Annotated in this window: 13 protein-coding genes; 5 read left to right on the top strand and 8 right to left on the bottom strand. The window is 55.5% G+C overall.

Annotation, left to right across the window (positions count from 1 at the left end):
* Window positions 1-450: 450 nt before the first annotated feature.
* Window positions 451-1,257 (bottom strand): DUF4225 domain-containing protein, encoded by an 807-nt coding sequence (locus tag SPL01S_RS10930; RefSeq protein WP_063199666.1) that lies wholly within the window; start codon window positions 1,255-1,257, stop codon window positions 451-453.
* Window positions 1,258-1,632: 375 nt separating this feature from the next.
* On the opposite strand from SPL01S_RS10930, the gene SPL01S_RS10925 reads away from it, so the two are divergent.
* A complete protein-coding gene (locus tag SPL01S_RS10925) occupies window positions 1,633-2,460 on the top strand; it encodes an AraC family transcriptional regulator (RefSeq protein WP_063199664.1) in 828 nt (275 codons plus the stop codon).
* Window positions 2,461-2,518: 58 nt separating this feature from the next.
* Here SPL01S_RS10925 and SPL01S_RS10920 read toward each other — a convergent pair whose 3' ends face one another.
* Both SPL01S_RS10920 and SPL01S_RS10915 read right to left on the bottom strand, forming a co-directional pair.
* Window positions 2,519-2,935, bottom strand: coding sequence for a MarR family winged helix-turn-helix transcriptional regulator (locus tag SPL01S_RS10920; protein ID WP_063199661.1), 417 nt, complete (start codon window positions 2,933-2,935; stop codon window positions 2,519-2,521).
* Window positions 2,935-3,357, bottom strand: coding sequence for a GIY-YIG nuclease family protein (locus tag SPL01S_RS10915; protein ID WP_232245999.1), 423 nt, complete (start codon window positions 3,355-3,357; stop codon window positions 2,935-2,937). The genes SPL01S_RS10920 and SPL01S_RS10915 overlap by 1 nt, the downstream gene beginning before the upstream one ends.
* A gap of 300 nt (window positions 3,358-3,657) precedes the next feature.
* On the opposite strand from SPL01S_RS10915, the gene SPL01S_RS10910 reads away from it, so the two are divergent.
* The gene (locus SPL01S_RS10910) at window positions 3,658-4,290 is read left to right on the top strand and encodes a DUF2239 family protein (RefSeq protein WP_063199655.1); all 633 of its coding nucleotides are present in this window, start codon (window positions 3,658-3,660) and stop codon (window positions 4,288-4,290) included.
* Between the two features lie 150 nt (window positions 4,291-4,440).
* Window positions 4,441-5,406, top strand: coding sequence for a DMT family transporter (locus tag SPL01S_RS10905; RefSeq protein WP_062870950.1), 966 nt, complete (start codon window positions 4,441-4,443; stop codon window positions 5,404-5,406).
* A gap of 33 nt (window positions 5,407-5,439) precedes the next feature.
* Here the strand turns inward: SPL01S_RS10905 and fusA are convergent, their stop codons facing one another.
* The 5 genes from fusA to SPL01S_RS10880 form a co-directional block, all read right to left on the bottom strand.
* A complete protein-coding gene (gene fusA / locus SPL01S_RS10900; protein ID WP_063199651.1) occupies window positions 5,440-7,545 on the bottom strand; it encodes an elongation factor G in 2,106 nt (701 codons plus the stop codon).
* A 201-nt stretch (window positions 7,546-7,746) separates the two neighbouring features.
* Window positions 7,747-8,784, bottom strand: a complete 1,038-nt coding sequence (locus SPL01S_RS10895) for an ABC transporter ATP-binding protein (RefSeq protein WP_062870948.1) — start codon at window positions 8,782-8,784, stop codon at window positions 7,747-7,749.
* Window positions 8,781-10,364: an ABC transporter permease gene (locus SPL01S_RS10890; RefSeq protein WP_063199648.1), complete on the bottom strand. Its 1,584-nt coding sequence runs from the start codon at window positions 10,362-10,364 to the stop codon at window positions 8,781-8,783. The genes SPL01S_RS10895 and SPL01S_RS10890 overlap by 4 nt, the downstream gene beginning before the upstream one ends.
* A 25-nt stretch (window positions 10,365-10,389) precedes the next feature.
* Window positions 10,390-11,406: an iron ABC transporter substrate-binding protein gene (locus SPL01S_RS10885; protein WP_063199645.1), complete on the bottom strand. Its 1,017-nt coding sequence runs from the start codon at window positions 11,404-11,406 to the stop codon at window positions 10,390-10,392.
* Between the two features lie 244 nt (window positions 11,407-11,650).
* On the bottom strand, window positions 11,651-12,541 hold the full coding sequence (locus SPL01S_RS10880; RefSeq protein WP_063199642.1) for a LysR substrate-binding domain-containing protein: 891 nt from the start codon (window positions 12,539-12,541) through the stop codon (window positions 11,651-11,653).
* Between the two features lie 121 nt (window positions 12,542-12,662).
* On the opposite strand from SPL01S_RS10880, the gene SPL01S_RS10875 reads away from it, so the two are divergent.
* Window positions 12,663-13,058, top strand: coding sequence for a VOC family protein (locus SPL01S_RS10875; RefSeq protein WP_063199639.1), 396 nt, complete (start codon window positions 12,663-12,665; stop codon window positions 13,056-13,058).
* Between the two features lie 109 nt (window positions 13,059-13,167).
* On the top strand, window positions 13,168-14,832 hold the full coding sequence (locus SPL01S_RS10870) for an ABC transporter substrate-binding protein (protein WP_081113154.1): 1,665 nt from the start codon (window positions 13,168-13,170) through the stop codon (window positions 14,830-14,832).
* Window positions 14,833-14,865: the final 33 nt, after the last annotated feature.

Below are 14,865 nucleotides of genomic sequence, written 5' to 3'. Positions count from 1 at the left end.
TTTTAGTTCTGCGGCCGACTGTATTCAGGACACCTCCCGTGGGCAAAATGAACGGATGTTATGGTAAATCCTGGTTAGTTTTTTAATTATTGAACGGATTGAATTATCAGATAAGGATGTTGATGCAATGAATTTCAGTAAAAATCACCTTCTGGCGTCAGGTTTTACAGCTAAGGAGTTGCAGATGCTTCAGAACAATATTGATAACTTTGGCGGTACGTTTGAGGAAGTCGTCAGAGATTTAGCTAAAAGATTTAAGGTGTTCATTTCTATTTTTATTTTTACTATTATTTCTTTTTCTCTTGTTTTGTATTTTAAATGGTCTGATTCGTGGTATGTTTTTTCCTGTGCAATATCATTTGTAATGATTGATCTGATAATTTTATTCATTAATCCGCCAGTGATATCCTATAAATCATGGCGGTTTTGCAGAGAAAAGAAAAATTAAATTTAGTTATAGTCTGTGCTGACAAGGTCAAATATCACTTTGGCCTTAACACCGTAACCAGCCATTTTCATAGTCAATTTTGGTTTGCTCATGGTGTTTACTTTCCTGTAAAAGTCTCTTGGCAGGTAGCGAAAAAGCCTCCAGGCTTCCGGCCTTCTTGACAGCCCTACAATGCTGTAAACACTGGCAGTCAATGAAATAGCATTATAGGCTGCCAATCCTGACCCTGGTTTGAACCCCATGAATTTCGCCACTTCCATTGTACCGTCTGCAATAAACCCTTCTGACTTATTTTCATTGCTTTTTAAATTTATAACTTCTTTGGTCACGCCATTTATCCCATCCATTACAAGGATAGCACCAGCCAGCATTCCGATAGCTGGCATAGTTGCGATCATTATACCGCCAGCAATGGCTGTTAATCCAGAAACAACGATTTTAACGGCGCTGATCACATATCCAATAATTTTGTTGTTTTCCCGTACAAGCTCGGCTTGTGCATAAATTTTCGCAGTTTTCGTGTGTAGCATCCGACCCTGCTCTTCAAGATTTTCTGTCTCTACCCTGAGTTTTTTTATGCAGGCTATGCACTCTTCATCAGACTTTGCGCGTCGTGCGGTGGCGAACTGCTGCTCAACAACGTCTTTTATTTCCTGGGCAAACTTCATCCGGGTTAGACCATCCCGAAGATGGAGGGAGGACAGCGTATTGGCTGTATTAACCAGCTTTCTGGCCTCAAGGTTAACCATTGTTTTCGCCCAGCTTTTATTTCTGCCTGAGCGCATCATATCAAGCAATACCACATCCATTTTTGTTCTCCTTGCATATTTATTAAATGCTTATTACATATTTACAGATGGGGACAATAGCGGCCTGTTTTATAATAAATATTTATGATGAAATGAGTATGGTATACCACTAACTAAACAGGATCCCCGCAGAAACTTTTTTTAGGAAAAGTGATTGAGGTTTTATCCTATTTTTACCCGTTCAAGGTCGCAGTGGCCGAGTTATTTTCTCGAGTGTTGCATGTTTCGAATGCGTCAAGTTCTCGTATAGGCCGAGAACTCATCCGGAGATGGCAGCGCCAGAGCGCGTACGGACTACTCAAACGGCGTTGGTTTGACTATCATACAAGCCAGGTTCGGCCTTGATGCAGGGCGGTTGCAGGAGATGGAGGTAGAGTGCAGGGTGTTCCACAGCAGTTCCCCTTCGAAAAAGATTGCGCACAGTTCCGGCAGTTGCCGCAACTGCCGGGCGTAGAGCTTTACCACGCCCATATCGAGCGCTATGTCTTCGAACCGCATACCCACGACGCTTTTGCCATCGGCACCGTCGATGTCGGCGCCGAGCGCTTTCGTTATCGTGGTGCGCAGCATCTGGCGGCACCGGGTTCGCTGGTGTTGATGAACCCGGATGAGCTGCACACCGGCGAGGCGGAAACGGCCGGTGGCTGGAATTATCGGATGCTCTATCTTGAACCTCAGGCGCTGGAGTTGTTGTCCGGCGAGCAGGGGTTTTGGTTTACCGATGCGGTACGCCAGGATCCGCAGGCAGCGCGGCAACTATCGGCGACGCTGGCCGCACTGTGGCAAGCCCGGGATCCGATGACGATTGATGACCTGCTGCTGCAAGTGGTGGCGATTTTCCGCCCCCACGCGCGAATCGCACGGCCGCTGAAAGATGAGCCGGCGCACCGTTTTGACATCGTCAAAACCTACCTGCGCGATAACTTTTCCGCTGCTATTACGCTGGATCAGTTGGCTGCGCTGGTGTCGCTCAGTCCGTATCATTTTTTGCGCAAATTCAAAGCTGAATACCATGTATCGCCTCAGCAGATGCTGATGGCGATCCGCCTTTCGCAGGCCAAGCTGATGCTGGGGCGTGGGATGCCGGCCGCGCAGGTAGCCGCGGCGGCGGGGCTAACCGATCAGGCGCATTTAACCCGCGCTTTCGCCAACCGTTACGGGGTCACACCTGTGCGCTATCAAAAACAGGTCATGGCCCGCTAAGTATCGCCATTAATGCATGCCCAACTTTTCAATACTGGCGGTGTTGCTCATTAGAGCATTAAGACGCATTTGCCAGCGTTACCATTGCGGCGAAAACAGTTGCAACCACTGCCGGGGTAAATGACTCGAGAGCTTTTGTGCCAACACTCGCTGCAGTTTCACGCGCCACGTTCACCAATACACGGCCGGGGGCGCGAAGCACGACCTGACGAAGCCCATTGGTGCTGTCGCGTGCTACGAGGCCAATTTTTTCGAGAACGATCAATTGACGCACTACGGCTGATTGCGGTTTACCAATCTGTTCCCCGAGTACTGATATATTGACCCGATCGCCGTCCGATCGCGCGATAACATTCAGTAGCGTAAAGTCACTGAAGCTGATGCCATGATATGTGCCCAATTCATCGTCAAGCTTAAGTTGCAGACTGGCGTGAGCACGATATAACGCCAAACAAAAATCGAGATTTGTGTTCATCAAGGCTTCTTCCTGGGTTCGTCGTAGCTAAGTTGGTCGGGGCTGCGGATTTCCTGGCGCCACAGGCTCACCAATATTTCTAATTCCCGCGCGGCATCGAAAGCGGGATCTTCACTGGCTTTAACCCTGTCGAGTACCTCAAAGAGAAAGTTACTCTCACCATGCTCAACCCAATCCTGCGCAAGTCTCATGTTCCGATGGTGTGCATATCGCAGTTCAAAAAGATGCCGGTTGAGTGTTCCTTGAACGTTAGCACTGCCTGCAACCAATACTCGCCCCGTAATCTTGTTACGGATCGCATACACCCCCGCTCGGGTTTTCGTGTCCAGGTACTGCCGTTTCAGCGCTTGTTTGTCTGTCATCATTCCTCCTCTTCGTTTCAGGTAAGTCATGGTGTTGTTGTCAGCGGTATGCGTTTTCACGAATAATACCCGGATAATATTCCCTGTCAATAATACCCGGGTAAATATACTTATCGCTATACCGCTGAAAATTTGGGGCTGATGGCGAGAGGGACAAGCAGACTCTGGAAGAGGGTCTCTCATAATCGGAAAATGCAGTTATAGACTGAATTTACTGCTGTTCTGAGTCACCGGTAGTGGCAAGTTTCTCGGATGTCGTCAAAAAGGTGACTAGTCAGAATGAAACTGTCTTCATCATATTTACTATTAATTTTATCCGGGTATATTAAGGCCCCTTAACATCCCATTGAGGTTGAATGCATGTCTGAATACCTGTCGAAGGCTTCGACAGCCTTTGGTGACCAACAGTTGCTGTTCTCAGGTCCGTTGGTTGAGGTTGCACTTGCCGTTAAAAATGAGCTCGAAAAGGGATCGTTAAGAACATTTCTTGTCTTTGATGATATGACAGGCAGCGTGATCGACTTGGACCTGCGAGGGTCCGATGCTGACGTTGTAGAGAGGCTTTCCTGTCCTCCCCAGCAATTCACGGGGCGTTATGCCACCCGTCGGGACAAATCGGCAGAGACGGTGGAAGACGATTCTGCAGAATCGAAAGGACGGGGTAGACCAAAATTAGGTGTCGTTGCTCGTGAGGTAACCTTACTGCCCAGTCAATGGGACTGGTTAACCACCCGACCCGGCAGCGCATCCGCTATACTCAGGCGTCTGGTAGACGAAGCCATGCGCTCGGAGGGGGCGCGTGAACAAAAACGGGCAGCTCATGAGGCGGCTTATCAGTTCATGCAAGCGATCGCCGGAGATTTGCCTGGCTATGAGGAGGGAGTTCGCGCGCTCTTCGCAGACAATCGTACCAAACTTGAACAATGTATTGCGGCATGGCCTGTAGACATTAAGACTCATACTCTACGCCTGGCTTTCGATTCATCAGATTAGCCAACTAAGACCGACTAAAATATCACCATAAAAACAGGCTTAACGTAGTTTCCCTGGTCGCCCCGCTAAAACAGCAACCTGCTACAATATCGCCACCGTGGATTGCGCTACGCTGCTCCTGAAATTCATTCATAGGTTGATGGAGTCACTATGTTTGTTGGCGTGTTATTTGCCCTCTCGGCCGGGCTGATGTGGGGGCTGATTTTTGTCGGCCCGGTATTGATCCCCGAATATCCTGCGGCGTTACAGTCCACCGGGCGTTACCTGGCCTTTGGCCTGATCGCCTTGCCGCTGGCCTGGCTCGATCGCCGCCGGTTGCGAAAGCTGCAGCGTAAAGACTGGCTTGAAGCGCTCAAACTGACGGCGATCGGCAATCTGCTGTATTACCTGTGCCTGGCCAGCGCCATTCAACGCACCGGGGCGCCGGTGTCCACCATGATTATCGGCACGCTGCCGGTGGTGATTTCAGTCACCGCCAACCTGTTCTACAGCCGGCATGACGGGCGGCTTTCCTGGCGAAAGTTAACGCCGGCGCTGGTGTTGATCGCCTGTGGGCTGGCGTTCGTCAACGTCGCCGAACTGAAGGGCAATACGGCACCGCTCGATCTCTGGCGCTATATCAGCGGTTTGGGGCTGGCGCTGTTGGCGGTGGCCTGCTGGACCTGGTTCCCGCTGCGCAATGCCCGCTGGCTGCGGGAAAACCCAGACCAAAGACCGGCCACCTGGGCGACGGCGCAGGGGGTAGTCACCTTGCCGCTGGCGTTGGTAGGTTACCTGTTGGTTTGCGGCCAGTTGGCCCTCACTCAGCCAGCGTTCGCGCTGCCGTTTGGGCCAAGGCCGGGTGTGTTCGTCCCGTTGATGATTGTCATCGGTATATTCTGCTCGTGGATAGGTGCGTTGTGCTGGAATGAGGCGAGCCAGCGCTTGCCGACGGTACTGGTGGGGCCGCTGATTGTCTTCGAAATTCTGGCGGGGCTGGCCTACACCTTTATGCTGCGTCAGACATGGCCGCCGCTGTTGACGCTGTGCGGTATCGCCTGCCTGATGATCGGGGTGGTTTACGCGATGCGCATCAAACCGCAGCCCGTTGTGGTGCGGCTGGCGGAGAAAGAGTGACGCCTGCCGCGTAGGCGGCAGGCGGTGAACCACTTAACGTTTACTGTGGTGAATGATCTCTTCGGCCACGTTGCGCGGCGCTTCGGCGTAGTGGCTGAACTCCATGGTGTAAGTCGCGCGGCCCTGCGACATCGAGCGCAGAGTGGTCGAGTAACCAAACATCTCGGACAGCGGCACCTTGGCGCGGATCTCCTTGCCGCCGCCGCCGGGGATATCCTCCATGCCTTGCACCAGACCGCGCCGCGACGACAGATCGCCCATCACGCTACCGGCATAGTCTTCCGGCGTTTCCACCTCTACCGCCATGATCGGTTCCAGGATCACCGGGTCAGCCGCGCGGCAGGCTTCTCTAAAGCCAAAGATCGCCGCCATGCGGAAGGCTTGCTCAGAGGAGTCGACGTCGTGGTACGAGCCGAAGGTCAGATGCACTTTGACGTCAACCATCTGATAGCCGGCCAGCACGCCGTTGTTCAGCGCTTCCAGCACGCCTTTTTTCACCGCAGGAATATACTCGCCCGGGATCACGCCGCCCTTGATTTCATCGAAGAACTCGAAGCCTTTGCCCGGTTCGTTCGGTTCCACCGTTAACACCACGTGGCCATATTGGCCTTTACCGCCGGACTGCCGCACAAATTTGCCCTCCACGTCGACCACGCGTTTGCGGATGGTTTCGCGGTAAGAGACCTGCGGTTTGCCGGTGGTGGTCGCCACGCCAAACTCACGGCGCATGCGATCGACGATAATTTCCAGGTGCAGCTCGCCCATGCCGTAAATAATGGTTTGACCGGAATCTTCGTCGGTGCGTACGCGGAACGACGGATCCTCGGAGGTGAGGCGCTGTAGCGCGATGCCCATTTTTTCCTGGTCGGCTTTGGTTTTCGGTTCAATCGCCTGCGCAATCACCGGTTCCGGGAACACCATTTTCTCCAGCGTGATGATGGCGTTAGGGGCGCACAGAGTGTCGCCGGTGGTGACGTCTTTCAGCCCCACGCAGGCGGCGATATCACCGGCGTGCAGTTCTTCGACCTCTTTGCGGTCGTTGGCGTGCATCTGCACGATACGGCCAATGCGCTCTTTTTTGTCTTTGATCGGGTTATAGACGCTGTTGCCTTTGGCCAGCACGCCGGAATACACCCGAATAAAGGTCAGTTGGCCCACGAAGGGATCGGTCATCAGCTTGAACGCCAGCGCCGAGAATTTTTCGTCGTCGGCGGCCCGGCGGATGATGATATTGTCGTGCTCGTCATGGCCTTCCATCGGCGGCACGTCGAGCGGCGAGGGCATCAGTTCGATCACCGCGTCCAGCATGCGCTGTACGCCCTTGTTGCGGAAGGCCGAGCCGCACAGCATCGGCTGGATTTCACCGGCGATGGTGCGCAGGCGCAGGCCGCGAACAATCTCTTCTTCGTTCAGCGGTTGCTGGTTGAGGTATTTGTCCATCAGCTCTTCCGAGCCTTCGGCGGCGGCTTCGATCATTTTATCCCGCCATTCTTGCGCAGAATCGCGCAGTTCGGCCGGGATCTCTTCAAAACTGAAACTCATGCCCTGAGAAGCTTCGTCCCACAGGATGGCCTTCATGCGCACCAAATCCACCACGCCGGTGAAGTGGTCTTCGGCGCCAATCGGGATGACGATCGGAACCGGATTGGCTTTCAAACGTTCGATCATCATTTTGCGCACGCGGAAGAAGTCGGCGCCGACGCGGTCCATTTTGTTGACGAACGCCAGCCGCGGCACTTTATATTTATTGGCCTGCCGCCAGACGGTTTCTGACTGCGGCTGCACGCCGCCCACCGAGTCATAGACCATGACTGCGCCATCCAGCACGCGCATTGAGCGCTCGACCTCGATGGTAAAGTCAACGTGCCCTGGGGTATCGATAATATTGATGCGGTGCTGCGGATAATTATGCTGCATGCCGTTCCAAAAGCAGGTGGTCGCCGCCGAGGTAATGGTGATACCGCGCTCTTGTTCCTGCGCCATCCAATCCATGGTGGCTGCGCCATCGTGCACTTCGCCCAGCTTGTGACTGACCCCGGTGTAAAACAGAATCCGCTCGGTGGTGGTGGTTTTGCCGGCATCAATGTGCGCCGAGATGCCGATATTGCGGTAGCGTTCGATAGGGGTAGTACGTGCCATAATTAACCTTTCTTAGCCGCGTTAAAGAAGGGCGGCTTAAATAGCATGAATAATTATGATAATCCTCAATGGGTTACCTTCTGGACCTTCAAGTGAATGAATCGGTCACAGAATAATCGTAGTTGATGAAGGGGGATTTACTAAGCAATGGCTGCGATAGGTGAAGCCTGAATGTTCGGGGCGGCGAGCCGCCCCATAACGTTACCCGGCAAAGATATGCGCCTGCCCGATGATATTCAGGCAGACTTGGGAACCGGCGCGGATGCCTTCACGGCTGACGGTTTTTATTTCGATAGCGGCGTCACTGCCACTCATGCGCAGGTTGAGGGTCGAGACAAAACCGGCGAAATCGATGCTGGTGACCACCGCCTGGCCCTGTTGCGCCGGCTCGGACAGGCTGATTTGGATCTGTTCCGGGCGCAGCATGATGCGGGCAGGCCCCTGGCGCTGGCGATCGTCCACCGCAATCCGGCCCAGAACGCAATCGGCCCAGCCGTGTTCAAGTTTGGCTGAAAGTACCAGGGTTTCCCCCAGGAAGGTGGCGGTCGGCTCATCCACCGGTCGCAGATAGAGATCCTGCGGCGGGCCCACCTGCGCCAGTCGGCCATTGCGCATGACGGCGACCTGATCGGCAAACGACAGCGCTTCCGTCTGATCGTGGGTCACCAGAATTGACGCCACCTTGGCTTCCGCCAGCAGTTCCGCCACCGCTTTACGGGTTGCGGCGCGCAGGCCGGTATCCAGGGCGGAGAAGGGCTCGTCCAACAGCATCAGCTTGGGTTGCTGGGACAGCGCGCGCGCCAGCGCCACCCGCTGCTGTTGTCCGCCGGAAAGCTCATGCGGCCACAGCGCGCCCAGCCGCCGATCCAGCGCCACCATGTCCATCAACGCATCAATGCGTCGCTGCTTGTCACGCTTGCTGCCCTTCAGGCCGAAACCGATATTCCCGGCCACGGTAAAGTGCGGAAACAGCGCGCCGTCCTGCGGTACAAAGCCAATGCCGCGCAGGTGCGCCGGCACCCAGCCGCTGCCGTTGGCCATCGGCAGGCCCTGCAAGATAACCTGGCCGCTGTCCGGTATTTCAAAGCCGGCGATAATGCGCAGCAAGGTGGTTTTCCCCGAGCCGGAAGGGCCGACAATCGCGGTGCGGCTGCCCTGTGCCACCTGCAAATCCACGTGCTCCAGTACCTTGACCGAATTATAGGACTTACCGATACCCTGCAGTTGAAGCGTACTCATAATCCCGCCGTGCGTTTAGATTGAGAATAAAGAAGCCAGGTCAATGGCAGCGATAACGCCACCATAATCAGTGCGTAAGGTGCAGCCGCCACGTAGTCGATCTCGCTGGTCAGCGCCCAGAAGCCGGTCGCCAGCGTGCGGGTACCGTTCGGCGCCAGCAGCAGCGTCGCGGTCAGCTCATTGGCTATCGCCAGAAACACCAAGGCTGCACCGGCAGCCGCGCCGGGTGCGGCCAGCCGCAAAGTGGTGCTCCACAGCGCCTGCGCCGGTGAGCGGCCAAGGCTGCGCGCCACGTTTTCCAACTCCACCGGCGCCTGGGCAATGCCTGCACGCAGGTTGATCAATGCCCGTGGCATAAACATCAGCAAGTAGGCCAACAGCAGGGTGATTTCCGTCTGATAAATCGGCCGGAAACTGTGAATGGTAATGGTCACCAGCGCCAGCGCCACCACGATGCCGGGCAGCGAACTGGTGACGTAATTGCAGCCTTCCAGCAGCCGATACAGCCGCGCCGGATAACGAACCGACAGCCAGGCCATCGGGATGGCGCACAGCGTGATCAGCAACGCACCGCTGGCGGCCAACGACAGCGTTTGCAGCAACGCGGGCGGTAAATCCGCATTGCGCCAGACCTCAATCCCGCCCAGCGTCAGCCAGCGGGCCAGGGTGATAAAGGGCACGCCCAGCGCCAGCGCGCTAAGGCCCAAAGGCAGTAGCAGGGCAAGCAGAGTCGTCACCGGCCCCAGGCGGTAGGGGGGTTGGCTGCGGGCACTGCCGGAGCCGACGCGGGCATAACGCGCGCGGCCGCGGCTGGCGGCCTCCAACAGCAGTAAACCCAGGCAGCACAACACCAGCACCCCGGCCAGCATGTTGGCTGCCGGGCCGTTAAAGGTGGACTGGAACTGATCGAAAATGGCGGTGGTGAAGGTGTCAAAACGGATCATGGCGTACAGGCCGTACTCCGCCAGCAGATGCAGCGCGATCAGTAACGATCCGCCCCAGGTCGCCAGTTTGAGCTGCGGCAGCACCACGCGGAAAAACACCGCCAACGGCCGGGTACCGAGCGAAGTGGCGACGTCTTCAATACCGGGGTCCAGGCGGCGCAGCACCGCTGCGGCCGGCAGATAAATAAACGGGAAGTAGGCGAGGACCGAAATGAATACCCCGGCGCCCAGCCCATGCATCGAGGGCACCAGGCTGATCCAGGCATAGCTTTGCACAAATGCCGGAACCGCCAGCGGCGCGGTCGCCAGTAGCGACCAGATGCGGCGGCCCGGCAGCGTGGTGCGCTCCGTCAGCCAGGCCAGCGTGACTCCCAGAATGGCGCAAATTGGCAGCGTGAAGACCACCAGTAACAGGGTATTGAGCAACAGTTCGGCCACCCGAGGGCGGAATACCAGAGCTTTTACCGTCTGCCAGCCGGTTTCAAACGCCACGCTGACGACAAACCCCAGCGGCAACAGGGCCAACAGGGAAAGCAAAAGGGCAGCCGCCACGATAAACAACCCCGGCCGCTGATGCAGCCGGGTAGTGGTGTAACGCGGTGTTGCGCCGGTGGCGTTAAGGCCAATATTCGACATAAGGTAAAAACTCTCTAAAACCGGCTTACAGCAGCCCGGCCTCGGTCATCAGTTCAACTACTTTTTTACCGTTCAACTGCGAAGCGTCGATTTTCGGCGCGTCCAGCTCTTTCAGCGGCACCAGTTTAGGATTGGAAGCCGCGTTCACGCCTACCGCATATTCGAAGGCGTTATTGGTACGCAGAATGTCCTGGCCGTTCTTGCCGGTGATCCACTTCACGAAGGACTGAGCCTGTTGTTGGTGTTTGCTGGAAGCCAGTACGCCACCGCCGGAGGTGCTGACGAACGCGCCCGGATCCTGGTGTTTGAAGTAGTAAAGTTTGACGTTTTTGCTGTTTTCGCCGGTCTTGGCTCCGTCGACGAACGGATAATAGTGATAGATCACGCCGCTGTCGATTTGGCCGGCATTGACCGCTTTCATCACCGTGCTGTTGCCCTTATAGGCGGTAAAATTGGTTTTCATCGCTTTCAGCCATTCCAGCGTGGCTTTTTCGCCTTTCAGCTCCAACAGCGCGCTGACGATCGCCTGGAAATCCGCACCGGATGGCGAAGCGGCCCAACGGCCTTTCCATTCCGGCTTGGCCAGATCCAGCAGCGATTTAGGCAATTGCGCTTCGGTCAGTTTGGCCGGGTTGTAGACGAATACGGTTGAACGGGCGGCGATGCCGATCCAGCGGCCATGCTGCGGGCGGTACTGCGGTTCAACCTGCGCCAGCGTCGCGGCATCCAGCGGGGCAAACAGTTTGGCGTTGTCCACCAACACCATCGCCGGGGAGTTCTCCGTCAGGAAAACGTCGGCGGGGGATGCGCTGCCTTCCTGTACCAGTTGGTTGCCCAACTCGCTGTCACCGCCGTTGCGCAGGGTGACCTTGATGCCGGTGTCTTTGGTAAAGCCATCCACCCAGGATTTCACCAGATTTTCGTGCTGAGCGTTATAAATAACGATGCCGTCATCGGCAGGGGCCGCATGAGCGGAAAACGCCAGCATCATTGATGAGGCGAGCAGGGCAACGGGGCCTAGAGAAGAAAGACGCAGCTTCATACTGTTATCCTTTTTAGAGGTCGAAGAAGAAAAGCGAATATCGCCTGGCGAGCGCAAGCAGGCCCGATTGTAGCCAAGAACAGTCATAATGATAGTGAAAACGATTCGTATTAAATTATTTTTTGCATTCGCTCATAAATTAACTCGCCTTAAGGAAAAATTAAGCTTCAGCCTGAATACTCTGAACTGATTGCCTAATGTCGAAAGAATTCATGTGGTTGGAAATATCCTCTCACGCGCTCGCCTACTCAGAAGCCGCCATCTCAACCGCAAACCAGTCTGCCAGTTGCGCTACGGCGCGGCTGTGCTTGCCGTCGGGGTTGCTGACAAAATAATGCGCAGCGCCCGGCAGCGAGTGCTCGAACGGCGCCACCAGCACGCCACTCTCCAGCGCATGCTGCACCATCAGTTGGCTGGCGATAACCGCGCCCTGGCCGGCGATTGCCGCCTGAATGGCGTGGGCTTCGTCGGTAAAGCGCGGGCCGGCGTCGACCGTCAGCGCCGCCGGGCCAAACTCGCTGCGCCAACGTGGCCAGTCGGGGGAGGGTTGCGGCACCTGGCGGCCATCGATGTGTATCAGCGTGGTTTGCAACAGATCCGCGATTGAAGCGACATTCAACTGCGGGCTGACGACCAGCATGAAGCGGTCCTGTTGCAGCAATCGCGGCGACAGCAGGTCATCCGGCCTGTTGCCGTAGCGGATCGCCACATCAATCTGCTTGCTGCGCAAATCCACAATGCGGTCATCGGCGTGCAACCGCAGGTCTATGGCGGGAAACTGCCGCATCAGCACCGGCAAACGCGGCACCAGCCAGTGGGTGATCAGCGCCGTGGTAGCGGATAACGTCAACACCGCCGGCCGCTGGCGTTCTTCGATGTTTTCCACCGCCGTTTGTAACAGGTTGAACGCCTGCGCGCTGGCCTGTTGCAGGATCTTGCCGTCGTCGGTCAATTCCACCTTGCGCGGCGTTCTTTCGAACACGCTGACGCCCAGCAGACTCTCCAGCAACCGAATTTGATGGCTGATGGCCGTCGGCGAAACGCCAATTTCTTCCGCAGCCAGTTTAAAACTCTGCAGTCTGGCGACCGCGTCAAAAGCCCGTAGTGACCCCAGGGGCGGCAGTTTTCTTTTCATGATGAGCTATTTTCATCTTTGGTTGAGAACTATGACTTTGAATTGCCATTTGGTGGCAGGTTATTTTCTGTATGCAGGTTAACAGATGAAAATTACTCAGCCAAATAACCAGGAGATAACTATGTCTGCATCATCGGTAAAACAGCTTCGTCTGGTGATCACCACCGAAGATTTTGATAACGCCCTGGCTTTCTACCGCGATCGACTGGGGTTGACCCAGATCGATGCGGTGCCGCCAGACAGCGGCAGGGTGGCGATCCTCGAGGCGGGCCAGGCCACGTTGGAGCTGGTGGAGCCCGCCACCGCCGCTTATATCGACCAGATCGAGGTGGGAGAGCGCGTCTCCGGTTGGATCCGGGTGGCATTTGAGGTGACCGATATTGCCGCAACCACGGCCAGCCTGGCGCAGGGCGGCGCGCAGGTCTTGTCCGAGCCGCGGGTTACGCCCTTCAATTCGATCAATAACCGGCTGGAAGCGCCGGCCGGATTGCAACTGACGTTGTTTCAACCGCTGTAAACCGATGCCCGCCATGTTAGCGGGTATTTATTTGATAATGAAAGAAATTCATCACGGCTTTTGGTTATGAGTCATAGCGATTAATCATTTAATTTATTCAGCTGCTTCAATGAATATGAGCGTCGACAAAACACCAATAAGGGATAAAGGCGTGAAATATTCATTCAGATTTAACGGATTAGCTAGTCTAATATTCCTTTCATTGCAAGCTGCTTCGCTGGCTCATGCTGCCGAAGTGCCGGTGGGCGTCAAGCTAGCGGCCACGCAGGAACTGGTGCGGGCCAATGGCTATGAGCCTGCGACGCTGGATCCCAATCTGGCTGAAAGCAACGTGGAGTTTAATATCTTCAATGACCTGTTCGAAGGATTGTTGCGGGTGGGGAAAAACGGCGAGGTTATTCCCGCGCTGGCCACCCAATGGGAAAACCAGGGCAATGTCTGGACCTTCCATTTACGCCCGGAAGCCAAATGGTCGAACGGCGATCCGGTTACCGCCGAGGATTTCGTCTTCAGTTGGCGTCGCCTGACCGATCCCAAAACCGCCTCGCCGTACGGCAGCTATCTGGCCTCGGCCTATGTGCTTAACGCTGCGGAGATTAATGCCGGCAGCAAACCGCCGGCGGAGTTGGGGGTGAAGGCGCTGGATGCCAATACCCTGCAGGTCACGCTGTCTGAGCCTAACTCCTATCTGCTCAAACAGTTGGTGCATTTCCCTGTGTTGCCGGTGAACCGCAAGGCAGTGGAAAAATACGGCAAAAACTGGACGCAACCGCAGAATTTCGTCAGCAACGGCGCTTTCAGGTTAACGCAGTGGGTGGTGAACGAAAAAGTGGTGGTGGAACGTAACACTCAGTATTGGGACAACGCCCATACGGCGCTTAACAAAGTGACTTTCCTGCCGCTGCAAGGATTCCCCGAGGTGGCGCGCTTTCGTGCTGGGGAAATTGAGCTGGGCTATAGCACCCCGCCGGAACTTTATCAGCAGTTGAAAAAGAGCCTGGGTGAGGAACAACTGGTGACTTATCCGTTACTGTCCACCAGCTATTTTGCCTTTAACACCCGGCAGGCCCCTTTTAATGACGTACGGGTGCGGCAGGCGTTAAATCTGGCGCTGGACAAAGAGGTCATCGCCACCAAGGTGTTGGGCTACGGCCAGCAACCGGCCTGGACCTTTACCCCCTCCGGGGCCGGTGGTTTTACGCTGAAGGCCGGTGAGGCGGCGGGGTGGTCGCAGGAGCAGCGGGTCGCCCAGGCGAAAAAACTGCTGGCGGAGGCCGGATTCAACGCTGAGCGCCCGTTGCAGTTCAATTTGTTGTACAGCAATGACGCCACCATCAAGAAGATTGTCATCGCCAGCAGCGCGATGTGGAAAAAGAATCTGGGGGTTAATGCTACGTTGCAAAGCCAGGAGCGCAAGGTGACGCTGGATAACATCAACAATGGGCATTACAGCGTAGCTTTTTCTCGCTGGCTGGCAGACTACAACGATCCGTCCACCTTCCTGAACGTCTTCCGCTCTACCAGCAGTGAAAACTCCGCCAAATATGCCAACGAGAATTACGATCGGTTGTTGCATCAGGCCACAGCGGCGAAGACGCCGCAGCAGGTACAGCACTATTTCCAACAGGCCGAGGATAGGTTGGCGGTGGATACGCCGGTGGCGCCGGTTTATTACGAAGCCAACGCCACGCTGGTCAAACCCTATGTGAAAGGCATCGATTTTACCCGACAGGGGCCGCTGTACGACAAGAACGCCTATATTATCGCTCACTGACGTCCTAATAATAGGGGTGGGATTTTTCTGCCC

It is taken from the genome of Serratia plymuthica NBRC 102599, assembly GCF_001590925.1.
Classification (GTDB): Bacteria; Pseudomonadota; Gammaproteobacteria; order Enterobacterales; family Enterobacteriaceae; genus Serratia; species Serratia plymuthica.
The sequence above is the reverse complement of the archived record's forward strand: the minus strand, read 5'-3'. Positions and strand labels throughout refer to the sequence as shown.